At 34.4% G+C, this 13,712-nt stretch carries 10 protein-coding genes and 1 pseudogene; 3 read left to right on the top strand and 8 right to left on the bottom strand.

What is annotated here, in order from left to right:
• Positions 1-1,298 (bottom strand): vWA domain-containing protein (locus tag OS138_RS12245; protein WP_325070176.1); only part of this gene is annotated, 1,298 nt, incomplete at its 3' end.
• A gap of 354 nt (positions 1,299-1,652) precedes the next feature.
• Between OS138_RS12245 and OS138_RS12240 the strand changes: the two genes are divergently transcribed.
• Entirely contained in the window at positions 1,653-3,149 is a 1,497-nt protein-coding gene (locus tag OS138_RS12240; protein WP_010718305.1) for a helix-turn-helix domain-containing protein, read from the top strand.
• A gap of 609 nt (positions 3,150-3,758) precedes the next feature.
• Here the strand turns inward: OS138_RS12240 and OS138_RS12235 are convergent.
• The 4 genes from OS138_RS12235 to OS138_RS12220 form a co-directional block, all read right to left on the bottom strand.
• Positions 3,759-4,067, bottom strand: coding sequence for a hypothetical protein (locus OS138_RS12235; protein ID WP_002314578.1), 309 nt, complete (start codon positions 4,065-4,067; stop codon positions 3,759-3,761).
• Between the two features lie 607 nt (positions 4,068-4,674).
• Entirely contained in the window at positions 4,675-4,839 is a 165-nt protein-coding gene (locus tag OS138_RS12230) for a hypothetical protein (RefSeq protein WP_002343651.1), read from the bottom strand.
• Entirely contained in the window at positions 4,836-5,114 is a 279-nt protein-coding gene (locus OS138_RS12225; RefSeq protein WP_002325102.1) for a hypothetical protein, read from the bottom strand. Before OS138_RS12225 ends, OS138_RS12230 begins: the two co-directional genes overlap by 4 nt.
• A 75-nt stretch (positions 5,115-5,189) precedes the next feature.
• A complete protein-coding gene (locus tag OS138_RS12220) occupies positions 5,190-5,435 on the bottom strand; it encodes a helix-turn-helix domain-containing protein (RefSeq protein ID WP_002375566.1) in 246 nt (81 codons plus the stop codon).
• A 104-nt stretch (positions 5,436-5,539) separates the two neighbouring features.
• Between OS138_RS12220 and OS138_RS12215 the strand changes: the two genes are divergently transcribed.
• Entirely contained in the window at positions 5,540-5,980 is a 441-nt protein-coding gene (locus tag OS138_RS12215; RefSeq protein WP_002343652.1) for a hypothetical protein, read from the top strand.
• Between the two features lie 507 nt (positions 5,981-6,487).
• Positions 6,488-6,769: pseudogene (locus OS138_RS12210) on the top strand (tyrosine-type recombinase/integrase); the annotation flags it as partial.
• A gap of 952 nt (positions 6,770-7,721) precedes the next feature.
• On the opposite strand, the gene OS138_RS12205 reads toward OS138_RS12210, so the two are convergent.
• Genes OS138_RS12205 through OS138_RS12195 form a run of 3 tightly spaced genes read right to left on the bottom strand, consistent with a single transcriptional unit; the run spans position 7,722 to position 13,695 of the window.
• Positions 7,722-10,871 (bottom strand): type I restriction endonuclease subunit R, encoded by a 3,150-nt coding sequence (locus OS138_RS12205; protein ID WP_325070175.1) that lies wholly within the window; start codon positions 10,869-10,871, stop codon positions 7,722-7,724.
• Between the two features lie 12 nt (positions 10,872-10,883).
• Positions 10,884-12,110: a restriction endonuclease subunit S gene (locus OS138_RS12200; protein WP_325070174.1), complete on the bottom strand. Its 1,227-nt coding sequence runs from the start codon at positions 12,108-12,110 to the stop codon at positions 10,884-10,886.
• Positions 12,100-13,695, bottom strand: a complete 1,596-nt coding sequence (locus tag OS138_RS12195) for a type I restriction-modification system subunit M (RefSeq protein ID WP_325070173.1) — start codon at positions 13,693-13,695, stop codon at positions 12,100-12,102. Before OS138_RS12195 ends, OS138_RS12200 begins: the two co-directional genes overlap by 11 nt.
• Positions 13,696-13,712 lie beyond the last annotated feature (17 nt).

The following is a 13,712-nucleotide window of genomic DNA, read 5'->3' as shown; positions in this document are numbered from 1 at the left end:
ACTTTATAGGAAAATGTTGGTACACCATCCGTCAGCAAAACGATCACTTTTTTATGTCCATTTGGAACGGATAGCATGTTTCCTGCATCTCTTAGTGCTTTTTGTGTAAAAGTACCACCATTTGTCCATGAAGGTGTAATGGATTTTACTTGATTTTTCACTGAATCAAATGAACCCATCTGTACTGCACCGTTACTGTAGCTATATCCTTCGATTGAGTAGCCGACATATCCCATATTGATTTTGTCTGTGATACCGCTATCTGCTAAAGTATCGACAAAACGATCGACACCAATCTTTACTTCACCGATCCGATTATTGTCGTTCATACTTCCAGACCAGTCTACGACCAATACGAGATCAAGAGGAGTGATATTTTTTTGAGTATTTCCTCGAACATTCAGATACAAGTCAAACAATCCAGGAGTCGCTGTTTCTTTGGCAAATTTTCGGATGGCATAATCGGCATCCTCTTTTTCCCCACCATATTCAATATAAGAATTGTTGCGATTGGTTGGATTGCCATCCCACCCATTCAGCCCGTCCCATTGCTGTTGTCCTTGGCGATTGCCCTGATGATTACGCACATATTGACTATTATCCGGTTGCCACATTGCCTTAGGGTATGTTCCTTGCTCATCTGTGGTATATTCTGGTTCAATCGTAGCTAACCCCTTAGGTTTCAACTGTGCATTAAATAATTGTGGTTGTTCAAACGGACGATATTCGTCTTTATCTAACGATGAATCATCCGATATCTCATGATTTTCATAAGAAGTTGATGTTTCAGACGTTTTTTCATTTGTTTGTGCAGTTTCCTGATTCTTATTATCTATAGAAAATGAAAAGGAAACAGGTTCGGATAAAAGTAACTGACCCGTTTTTTCTTCTATCTGAATATTGAGTTGAAATTCTTTGCTCGTACTCGGCAACTCAATGGTCCATTCTTTTTCTTCAATAGTTTGAGAAAAATAACCTGCTAGCCATTTTCGTTGTTGTTCATCTGTGTATTCTTGATATTCCTGAGAAACATAAGAGGAAAGCAGATTCGTTTCAGGTGCATCTTTTGAATGTAGCTGGAATAAAAATCGGGTTTCTTGCGTTTGCGCATTTAATCGATACAAGATCGTTAGCTGATGATCTATTTTCCTAATACTTACTTTGCCGTATTCATTGTTTAATACTTCTATGGTTGATTCTTCATTGGCTGCCACAGTCTCCCCTTTTTGGATATGGAAATAGGTGACGAAAAATAGAGAAAATAGACAGAAAACGATAAAATAATTTCGCTTCTTCATTTATGGATACCTCCTTAGAAAAAATTTAATATTCAATTAGATAATATAAAAAAAAGAAAAAATTCACTAATCTTTCTAATTCTCTTCTCTTTTGGCTGTAACTATTCAATCAGAGTTATTTTAAAGGAAATTAAACTTGAGATAGATTAATAAATATATCTAATAATTAGTTATTGAAAATAGGTTATTTATTCTTTTCTCTCAAAAAATATACTCATTAAGTGGTAATTTTGAGATAAATTAAAAAAAAATATTTCTAAATCCTGTATAGTTTTTTTTAAAAATCGAGACAAGTATTTACAAGAAAAAATAAATACGGTATTAATAATAAGAACATAAAAAGAAGGTGAAGAATTGATTGAAAAAATTTTATTAGATGACCATGCGAGAATGAAATTAAGCGTGTATGGAAAGGTGATGACCTTACGGCCGGGGGAATATAGTTTAGATCATGTACGAGAAAACTTAGATTTCTATTTCAGTGCGACTCGTTTCAAAAAAATCCTATGTGATATACAAGATGATTTAGAACAATTTACTGATATTAAACTGTTACATAATAAAAATAAGTTATCCATTCCTGAACAACTTGTTCAATATATCCAATACCAACATTACCTATCAACAGAAAGTGTTCCTTATAAATTATTGATCAGTCTTCTGACCGAACAAGATGAAAATCTTGCAGCTTTTTGCAATCGCCAATTTATCAGCCGCTCAACGTGTTTTCGGCAAACAAAAAAATTGGCTGAATATTTGAAGGAATACAATATCAACTTGAATTTATCGAATCTTACCTTATCTGGTTCTGAAATGCTGATTCGCATCATCTTTTTCAATTTCTTTTGGTTTGTTTCATTAGGGGAAAGCCTGGATAGCATTCCTTACAGCCAAGAAGTTCGTGCATTGATTTATAAGCACGAAGGATCGCAACACAAGAATAAGTTTGATTTAGGAAAAAAACAAGCCAGCCTCCATTGCCTGATTTGTTTGCTGAGGATCGAAAATAATCATTTTACGGATATCTATAGATTATCAAGAGATTCCTTTATTCCAAGCGAAACAAACATTGACTTTTTTTACGACTTCTTCAAAATTGCGAATCTTCGTTTAGATATCTTAGAGGTAAACTCTTTGTTTTACTTATTCTATTACTGGCCGCTTCTTACCTCTAATCAAGACATTCGTGTGCCGATCGTTCATCATTCGTATGAACAACCGAGCAATGAGGTCAAAGATATCTTAGAGGAATTTCAGAAGCATTGTCAGACATTTATTGGTACACTCCAGTTTGAAAAAGAGCCAGCTTTGCTTTTGAATCTCTATCTATCAATTGGTAATTTTAGCATGTTCAAGCAAAAAATTCCTTTGACCACACTATTTGTCTCTTCTTATATTAGAGATAAATACCCACTTTTACGTATCTTGACAATCAAAATCGAAGGTTTTTGGAAAAAAATCGCACAACGAAAAAACTATACATGGCTGAAATCATGCGTAAGTGAATTAGTCTTTCTACAAACCAGTTTACTTTATCCGTATTATTCAGAAATCGATGAAAACTATAAATTGAAAGTTGGGTTTGTTAACGTCTCTGAACATCTGATTTCCGCAGAAATCTTGAATTTAGGAAAGAAGATCCCCTTTGTAGATATCGAGCGACTCACACTTCCCATCACTGAAGAATATGACTTTTTCATCTTTGGTTCACCTCTACTGATTCCTGCTGGTCTTGATTCTTCTAAGTATATAGTCCTTGATCTTTGTCATTACAGCGATTTTGAAACTGATCTGTATCAACGTCTTTTAGAAGTTTATCATCTCAAATTACAAAATTTGTTCTCTAATTAGCTGATTTATGTAAAAAAGTGGCTATGACATAAGTTCCTAAAAAGAGCTGAACCCTTATCTATCAAGGGTTCAGCCATCGTTTCTTTATTCAGATTTTTCTTCAGCTATGAAATTAAGTTCATTGACGATAATTGAAGCTAGGTGCTTTTTGAATAGGATTAATCACTTTGCTAATAATAAATTTTAATGATTAGTTTTCAATCGTATTCAAGTTACGTGGTGTGCTTTTGGTAAAAAGCTACTTATCAATTAGTTTCAAAGGTTCTACATTAGCAAAATTATCAATTTTTGTAATTTAACTAGTAAAACGATATTCCCAAGCTTTTTCTTTACGCTTATTATTAACAGAATATCTAAGCATATACTTATATTTTTAGCGAAATTCTTTATAAATCTCAATAAATTTCATCTGGATTGTCATAAGTAATAATCCCTAATGCTATGCTTATCTTTATCAATAAATTCAAATAAAGATTTTTTTACATTGATTAAAATATGGAGGCTCAAAAAAATGAACATTTTCTCTTTTGGATAATTAAATGAAATACCATCTGTATAAGATTCAACATCCATATTAGTTAATTGAATCTTTTAGTAAAGAAATATCCCTTATTTTTTTATTAAAGATTGCTTATTAAAGCAACAACCTACCTTGTACTTACTTTCTTGTTTTGTCCCCTCTATCTGTCCACCGCTAGTAATACCACTTACGTTCGTTATATTTAGGAAGAAGGTCGCAAACCCTTCCTCTAAAGAAAAAGGATGATTAAACTCTTTTTTACAAATTTCTTTCTGTCTTGGCCATTCTTCAATGTTTACAATGGTTTTGTTAATCAGATTGATAAATTTGTTGGGATAATTTAATATTGAATACCATAAAGAACGCATAGATTTATCTAAATTATTAATTGCAGTCATTTTCATATTCTTTTGAATTAATAGCTGAATGGGCCACCCCGGCTCCCTCTGCAAAATGCTCGATATCTCGATATCTCGATATAAATTTCATATTCTCCAATACTCTTGTCTATTGTTTTTTTCAAATTTATACAATTGACTTTTTCCTGCCAGATACCTCAAAAGGGAGTTGGTTGTTGGCAAAAAATACACCTCCTGAAATATTTATTTTTTGCAGTATTAAATCTTCATCAACTTTTTGTCCTTACATACATATCTGCATATATATCCAGCTTTAATCTGTCATCACTTGAATTTTATCAAAAGTATTCGTTAAATAGTTTATTTATAGTTTTTAATATCTCTTTGGATAAAAACTTTTTTAATCATCGTTGGAGAGTATTGGGTCATTATCACCTGAATACCCTAGTCTTAAAAAAATTGGGTTAAGACATAAAAAAATTCAATTTGTGCAGCTGGAAAAAGACCTGCGTCTACTTCATCAATTAGCAAGATTCCTCCTTCAATTTCTTAAACGATAACAAGACTCTTACAATTGTCCAACATTATCTTCACCTACAGATATTGATTGAAAGTTATATTCAGAAGTATGTGGTTGCTAAAGAGTTTACCGCCCCACTAATAGTATCAATTGCTGCGACAAATTATATCCAGTAAGCTCTAACTTCAAGCCTTTATTTTCTTCAACATATACATCAGTAGCAAAATCATAATCACGAGAAACAATTAGAGTTAAGCAATTTACATTAAGATAAATTACCATTGGATTCATTGCATTTCTAGCTCTCTTAACACTGGACTATTTTTGCTATAATCTTTTGATAAATTTAACTTTATATTTTTCTTTTCTACTCCATCATATAGTTCAATACCAACATCCAGTGAACTAGGTAAATCATAGTTTTCTAAGAATCTAAAGTGTTCTGAAAATACAAATTCATATGCTTTATCCAACAACGTTTTGTATACTTTCAAATGATTTCGTTTAATTGGATTCTCAGTATAACCTGTTGAGAATATAGTATACCCTATCGTTACATATCCCATTCATTATTATACCAGTATTTCTTTGTGATACATAAGGGTGTAAAAATAGCTTCTTATACTAAAGACTACAAGTAGTTATTGAAGCAAGTCTTCATAAGACACCTGTAGAACATCCCTAATAGCTCTCAATTGATCCAACTTAATGTGTTGGCGGCCGCTTTCAATCTTAACCAATGTTTCCCTAGTTATAGCGATTTTTCTAAGCTGTAGGTCTCTAACTAGCTCGGTTTGACCGATTCCTTTTTCTACTCGGAATCGTCTAATATTGCTACCGATTACATTTTCTTTATCAATAATTTTTTTCTCTTCCAAGAATAGCACACCTTTTGGACTAAAATTAGTCCTTTTTCTTATTAATCTTAAAGATTTGGTGTGCTACAACGGGACTAGTATTAGTCCATATTCAATTTTTAGGAGGGATTTTTTTGAAGAAATATGCAAGCATTCTAACCTGTGCTTTACTCATCGGAACTATAAGCGGATGTACCACTTTTGACACTAGTTCTACAAGTACGGAAACTAGTAAAACAACCTTAGAAAAGAATTACCCAATACATTTTTTTCCGGTTCCAGATGGTCTTGAAGCTTATTATCATGATAAAAAACTAGATGTCCCTTTATCAGAAACTGAATCTATTGAAAAGATTTTGCCGATTGAAATTGAAAGAAATCAAGACGATATAAAACTAAAAGCTGATCTTCCCTTACTGAACAGCACTCAAATTGATAGACATGAAAATATCAAAGTTAATATTGAAAAAGGAGCGTTAGCACAACTTTATACTGAAAAAGTTGAACAATTTTTTGAGGCTGGTGTCAATAAAGACTTTTCAAAAATAAGCGATTATTCGGATAACTTTTTTTAATGAAACACAATATGAAATCACAAACTCAACTTTTATGGCTGAAGATATGTACAATATGACGTTAAAAAAAATAAAAGCTTACGACCATCCATTAAATCTGACACTAAATTATGGATTACCCTCTTTTGTATTAGCAGGTTAAGTTGATTATGAATATTCACCAGATTATTTGGAGACACCTCTTCAACACGAGAACAATGATATTAATTTTAAATTCGTCTAAGAGTCAAAAAATAAAACATGGTTAGTTGATCAATTAAGCACTATAAACACTAGCTTTCATGAATTACCTAATCCTGAAAGAGAAGTTGATATGGTCATTAAAATCTCCTAATAAAAGAAGCGTTGAAAGAATGAGCTCTTATTCAACGCTTCTTTTATTGATTCAATTTGCATTATTATTTGAACGAGTAATCTGATTTCTAAGCAGTTGTAAAACTCCTTGTGGCGGATAATAGAATGAGCATAACGATTCGACATTGATATAATATATATTAACAAAAATAGTTTTTATTCACTGCAAACTAAGACAAGATCCACTATACTCAAGTAGTAACCGATTGGTTAAATTGGATTTACAAAAAGACACCGATGGAGCCTCAAATTACTCCATATGGATTTAGGCATACCCACTGTAGCTTATTGTTTGAAAGTGGTGCTTCGATAAAAGAAGTACAAGAACGATTAAGTCACAAAGATATTAAAACTACCATGAATATCTATGCTCATGTCACACCACAATCTGTTAAGAAAACTGGTGACCGATTCGCAAAATTTATGAGCGAATAATTCTAAACGTAGCCAATCATTAAAATCCAAATAAAAAAATGCTCGAAACGCTTTAATATCAACGTTTCGAGCAATGAAATAGTTGTTAACCCACACTACCTTCCATATAGATTTTTAAATTACACACTAGTTTAAACTAAAACAAACAAGGAAAAACTTACCATTTAATCAAAAAATTAGCTCATATGAATATATTAGAATGTAAATTAGACTGGTCAAAATCTGGTCAAAAAAGAGGACGAATACAGGTAGTCCTCTTTTTTGTTATTTTGATATTCTAAATCATTTTTTATTGGATTATTCCCTTGTTCGATATAGACCCAAATTGATCTATCAATAATTATCAAACTGAGTCATATAGAGACAAAAATTTCAAAAATGACCTGTTAAATGGTCATCGAATATCATTTAAAATCAATACGACGGAGTCAGACACGGAGTCAAAACAAGCCCGCTGAGAGTAAAAAATATACAGTCCCATAGGTAAAGTGCCACAGGACTGTATATTTTTTTATTTGAGATTACCTGAAATGATTCCATTTACTTTTTATCTCATTTTTTCCTACTAGTTAGTATCAAATACTCTCCTATTTTCTCAATAAACTATTTTGGGTTACATGGTATCTGAAACAGCTAAAACCTTGTTATTATAGCAAAAAATCACTTTATCTCCGTTTCATTTCAGATACATTTCACTTAAGCGGATTCCAAAAAAAACAAAAGAAAAAGGAACCCCTAGTTAGCCTATGCTTTTTATTGGTTCCTCTCAAAACACGGTCATATAACAACGGGGTGGGGTAAATGAATGAAAAAGGTGGAGGAAACATTATTCAATAGCTGTCTTAAATACTTCGTTATAAAATGTGAACAAATAAAAGACATCTATCCCTATTTTCTACACTTCCACTTTACTACCATCTTTGAATCGTACAATTTTCTTAACTCTTCTCATTTACCTCAATTCATTCTCAAGTGGAATCAACTCATCATCTAACATTTTACGCCATGCTCGCTTCATTTCTTGTGGGTATTTAAATGGCTTCGCTTCTGGATGTTTGGCTTTATATCCTTCGTAATCCTTACTGTTGATAATTGCTTTCATATTAGGAATTGGATCTTCACCTGGTAGATATTGCAGATTAGAAGCATGTAATTCTTTCTCAGAGACAAACCACTCATTGGAAAAGGCATGAATCAAATCATCACTTGCTTGTGTAAAATAGCGACGTTTAATGACAAAGATATCTTCATTACTATCTAAAGTCCCCACATCAAATGCATTTAAAATTTGTCGGTAAACTTCTTTGACTCCTTCTGTTTTATTCAATTTAGCCAAAGCTTTTTCAATTTCTTCTCGTGCATCTGAACTATTCGCAGCATAAGTTCCTAGTAATTGATCAATATAAGTTGAATCAATATCATACAACTTAGTGGTATTTTCACTATAAAATTCGATCGTTGAAAAATCTTCTCCCTCTTTTTCTGGTTCTTCCTCTATTAAGGAACCCTTCACGGTCTCGTACACGCCAATTTGTTCTTCCAAAAGTTGAATTTGATTGTTCAAAGTTGGAGATTGCACCATGTCATCATTGTAATCGTCATAAGTCACTAACGATTCATACGCACGATTCAATTCTTGAAATGCTTTGACGTACTCGATACGGATTTCAAGCGGCGTATGTTCATCAATGGATTCCATGGATGAAACCTCTTTTAACTTACCATATGCCTGCTTGAATCTTTTTTTGGATTCCTGATAACTTGGATAAATCAAACCCGATTCTTCTTTTGCTTCTGAATACAGTTTTGTCGCATCCTCGACATTCTTCTCCATTGTCGCTGGCTTACGAAACGTCACAATCAATCCTTTTTTCTTTTCAGGATACGTACGGTTCGTACGTGAAAAAGCTTGAATCAATCCTGCATACTCTAGATTACGATCCACAAATAGGGTTTGAATCGTAGGTGCGTCAAAACCTGTCAATAGACGATCCACTACAATCACTAAATCGATTTGTTTCCCAAATTGTTTGAATTCCGCTCTTTTTCGTGCCAAACGATTATTGATGTCTCCGTTATAACGCTCAATGTCTGCTAAAGACCAGGAAGTATCATAATACTGATTATATTCCTCAATAATTTTTTGCATTTCTTCTTGTTGGACACTTGAATCTCGGCTGTTTTCTTCTAATGAATAGGTAATAGCGATTCGTGGAAAATCAGGATCCTCCATCGTTCTTCCTTCACGAATGGGCTGATTAGGAAACTCTTTTGTTAACCAGTCAGGTTCTTTCGTCATTTCTTTGATCGCTCGATAATACTTTTTGGCCATGTCAATGGAACTCGTGGTTAAGATCGCAGACTTCGTTGGACGGCCATTTCGAAAATCAAATTTTGTATAGGCATTGTCTGGACGGAACATTTTATGAATGACTTTTTGGATATGTTCATCTGATTCAAAAACAGTAGGGTCCAAATAACTTTCTTTTTTGACAGGCTCCATTTGATCAATCATACGATTGATCTGTTCCGGTGAATACTCTGCATATGTTTCTACTTCTTTTAATTTCCGATAGATTTTATTCTCTAATGAAGTCGGCTCAACGGTATTTTCATGCTCTACTTGAAATCCTAAAACAGAGCCATCTTCTAGCGCATTCTTGATGGTATAGGTGTGCAAGACTTCCCCATACTGATCATGGGTCGTACGTGCCAATTGCCCTTTGGCTTGTTTCCGATTCTCAGGGAAAATCGGTGTACCTGTAAAGCCAAACCAAGTGGATTTCGGAAACATTTTTTTGATTTCTTCCATATTTTCAGCACTTAACGCTCGATGACACTCATCTACTACAAACACGATATGTTGCCCCATTAATTTTTGGAAGCGATTGGTTCCTTTTTTCTCCTCTTGTTTCTTTGCATATTTCAACGCCGCATCTAGCTTTTGACGGGTTGTAATAATCACAACATTCGCATTGGCATCTGCCAACAGAGTTTCACTTAACTCTTTGGCACTTCCTGTTCCCACGATCAAGCTATTCGCTTTGGCATTCCCAGAAGAAATCCCAGTATTAAATTCCGAAGCAAATTTCGTAAACTCTGTGGTGGTTTGATTATCTAAATCTTTGCGGTCCACTAACATGATCGTTCGATCGATCCCCGATTTTCGTGCTAAAAGCTTAGTAGATACAAAACTAGTCAACGTCTTTCCTGAACCTGTCGCATGCCACACATACCCCGATTGATGTTTATTTGCAGCAATAAACAAGGCTTGAATCGCATGTACTTGATAAGGATGTAACACCATGAGGGTTTTATTGTCTTGATCTTCACTGACAATCGTATAATCCGCAATCAAGCGATGGGCATCCGGGATATTTAGCACTTGTTTACAAAACTCATATAAGTTTTCTACTTTTTCATTGTCTTTCGTTCGCCAACTAAATAAAAACTTAGGATGTAAATCCTTCGGTAAGGCATTTGCAAAATACCGAGTCGTTTGTTCATTAGAAACCACAAACAACTGTAAGGTCGAAAAGATATTGTTCCGAAACATGCCTTCTTCTGCATATTTTTTGATTTGATTAAACGCCTGATAAAAACCATCTTTTGCAGTTACTTGTTTCAACTCGATTTGGACAATCGGTAAGCCATTGATCAATAGGGTGACGTCAAAACGTCGATCCCGTGCTTCTATGTTACTTCCACGTTTTGCAATTTGATGGACCACTTCATAAGTAGAGATTCCTCCACCAATGTCTTGATTGGAATAAAGAATGAGCGAGGCAGAACCCAATTGCGGATCTTCCCGTTCAATCGTGATCCGAGCCATTCCATTTTCACCTTTTAACCATTTCGCAGCATCAAAGGGGGTTTTCGTTCGTAGCAATAATTCCGTTTTGATCGTTTCAAATTCTTTATCGGTCAAAGGAGAATCATTCAACTCTGCTTGATTATTTGAGATAATTTTTTGACGTAAATTGACCCAAAGATCTTCTTCTGATTTTAGATCCGGACGATACGTCCACTGATTATGTCCTTCCCCCAATACACGGATCAACTGTTCTTCGACTTCCGCTTCCTCACGGTGACTAATTTTCATTCTTCTTCCCTCCTAGACAAACATCTTTTGTAAAAAGCCTTTTTTCATTTCTTTTAGTAAATCTAACTTACGTTGGTGAAGGGTAATGGTGTCATCGAGTTGTTTGAAGAAGTTACCGATTTTTTGTTGTTCTTCAATTTTTAAAGGCATAACAATCTCAGTTTCAAAGAAATCCGAGGCTGCAATATTCAGTAGTCCATGGTTTCTTGCTCCTTCAGCAGCATGCTTTGAAACTTCCTTATACCAATAAGTAGTATCATAATATTTTTCTAAAAAATCAGAATCAATTTTCTTAGGCTTAAATACAATGTATAAAGTAGATAAAACACCCATATCATATTGATTTAATCGTTTGACAGCTCCCCATGGATAACCATTTGAGTAGGATTTATTATACGCAAACTCACCTTTTTTCACGAGATAATATCCACTCACATCACGACTAGCAACTGTTTTATTAAAGAATTCATTTTGGTCTATCAATCCTTCTTGAGCTGAAATCGTTAACGGTCGAATTGATTCTAATTTTTTATTTTTACGAGTGACTCTTTCAACTACTTCCCCCAGCTTCCGCTGTTCCCAATCCTCCGTAAAACCAGGGAACCGAATTTCTGGCACTTTTGCTCCGTTTTTAGGGAACATTTTTTGTAAGAATCCTTTTTTCGTTTCCTTCAGCAAATCTAACTTACGTTGATGAAGAGCGATCGTGTCGTCAAGTTTTTTGAAGAAAGCACTAATACAATTTTGCTCATCAATATTCGGACACAAAAAGTTGAAGTCTCTAACTTTACTTAAGGATAGAAACTTTTGAGTACCGCCAGCATTTTCATTCTTAATATATTTATCAAATACTGGTGATTTAAGGATCTGTATCAAAAAACTATTTAATATTTTCTTCTGTTCTTTGATAAGCGCCACATTCTTGATTGCAAAATCAGCTCTATCAACTAATACTGGATTTCCTATAGTACCAATCATGCCAAATAAAATATCTCCAATATCAACTTTTGATCTTTTATTTATAACTTCAAAATCCTCATCAGAAATAAAAGATACATTTGATAAATCTAACCCAAAATCTTTTAAATTTTTAGAAGTTACAAGTGGGTACCCTTTATCATAATATTTAGGAGAATCATGTGTTCCATCCCTAACATCGCTTTCGTCTCCCAACTTACGCTGTTCCCACTCATCCGTAAATTCTGGAAAACGGATTTCTGGTAGTGTATCATTGCTCATGTTTGAACACCTCCAGCGCGCCTTGCAACCACGCTTCATTTTCAGGTGTTGTTTGCAGGGAAGAGATCGCTTCTAAAAGTTCTTTTTCTAGCACTTGCTGTTCTTGTCGTATCTTCTTGATGGCATTTCCGACATGAACCATATCAATTGGTTCTTCTTCTTCAAACGTATCTACATAGCGTGGGATATTTAAGTTATAGTCATTTTCTTTGATTTCATCAAAGGTTGCCAAATGAGCGTATTTCTCAACATCTTTTCTTTCAGCGTAGGTTTCGAGGATTTTTTGAATATTTTCTTCCGATAGTTTGTTTTGATTTTTCCCTTTGACAAATTCTCGACTAGCGTCAATGAATAATACATCTCGAGTTTGACGATTCTTCTTCAATACAATCACCGTCGTGGGAATCGATGTCCCAAAGAACAAGTTCGCAGGCATACCGATCACAGCATAAATACTGCCGTCTTCTAATAATTTTTGACGAATGACCCCTTCTGCAGCACCACGGAATAAAACCCCGTGTGGCAAGACGATAGCCATAGTCCCTGTTTCCTTCAAATGATAGAAACCATGAAGAAGAAACGCAAAATCTGCTTTGGATTTTGGCGCTAATTTCCCGTAGCGATTAAACCGAGAATCATCTAAGAAGGTCGTATCTGCTGACCAATTAGCCGAATAAGGTGGGTTCATCACTACTGCATCAAATGTGTAAGGTTCATCTGTTGGCCAGTCCTTATTCAACGTATCCCCATTGCGGAGATTCATTTCTTCGGCGTCGACACCATGTAAAATCAAGTTCATTTTTGCTAGATTGTATGTCGTTGTATTTAATTCTTGCCCATGATATTTAACGTTATCTGGATGAGTTAAGTAGTTACGTACATTTAACATCAAGGAACCTGAACCCATGGTTGGGTCAAAGACACTAAAGAATCGTCGTTCTTTTTGATCCAACGTCACGATTTGTGCCATCATATCAGAAACCATATGAGGCGTGTAAAATTCTCCGGCTTTCTTCCCTGCTTCTGAAGCAAATTGACTGATCAGAAATTCATACGCATCCCCGATCACATCCCCATCGTGACCTAAAACTTCCACGTCATTCAATTTCTTGATAACTTCGGTAATCGTCACATTTCGTTGTTGCTCATCTGTTCCTAGTTTTTTTGATTGGAGATCCACATCATCAAATAACCCATTAAATTGATTGTAGGTAGATGCCAATTGCACAAAGGCTTTGTTTAGATCGTTCAATTGGAACGTTGCTTGTTTTGCTTGATCCGCTAAGACGTTGAAAAGATACTCTGGTGCAATTGCATATCCCAAAATATCAACGATTGTGGCAATCAGATCTTCTTTTGATTCTTCATCTGAAAGTAATTCACGATACAACATTGTTTGTTTGCTTACTGTGTCATATTCCTCTAAGGATTCATCTGCTAAAAGAACCACTTGTTCCAACAAACGGTCGGATAAATATTTATAGAAAATCAGCCCCAATAAATAATTTTTATATTCTGACGCATCCATTTTGCTACGGAGATTATCTGCCGCACTAAATAATTTTTGATTTAATTCTGCACCCAAAAAGATACACTCCTATC

Source organism: Enterococcus sp. E5-37, assembly GCF_035726925.1.
Classification (GTDB): domain Bacteria; phylum Bacillota; class Bacilli; order Lactobacillales; family Enterococcaceae; genus Enterococcus_B; species Enterococcus_B faecium.
This window is presented reverse-complemented; position numbering and strand designations above follow the sequence as displayed.

Excerpts from the sequence above, each read along its gene's own strand:
- OS138_RS12235 (WP_002314578.1), bottom strand. The coding sequence starts at position 4,067 with ATGACTGCAATTAATAATTTAGATAAATCTATGCGTTCTTTATGGTAT.
- OS138_RS12230 (WP_002343651.1), bottom strand. The coding sequence starts at position 4,839 with ATGAATCCAATGGTAATTTATCTTAATGTAAATTGCTTAACTCTAATT.
- OS138_RS12225 (WP_002325102.1), bottom strand. The coding sequence starts at position 5,114 with ATGGGATATGTAACGATAGGGTATACTATATTCTCAACAGGTTATACT.
- OS138_RS12205 (WP_325070175.1), bottom strand. The coding sequence starts at position 10,871 with ATGAAAATTAGTCACCGTGAGGAAGCGGAAGTCGAAGAACAGTTGATC.
- OS138_RS12200 (WP_325070174.1), bottom strand. The coding sequence starts at position 12,110 with ATGAGCAATGATACACTACCAGAAATCCGTTTTCCAGAATTTACGGAT.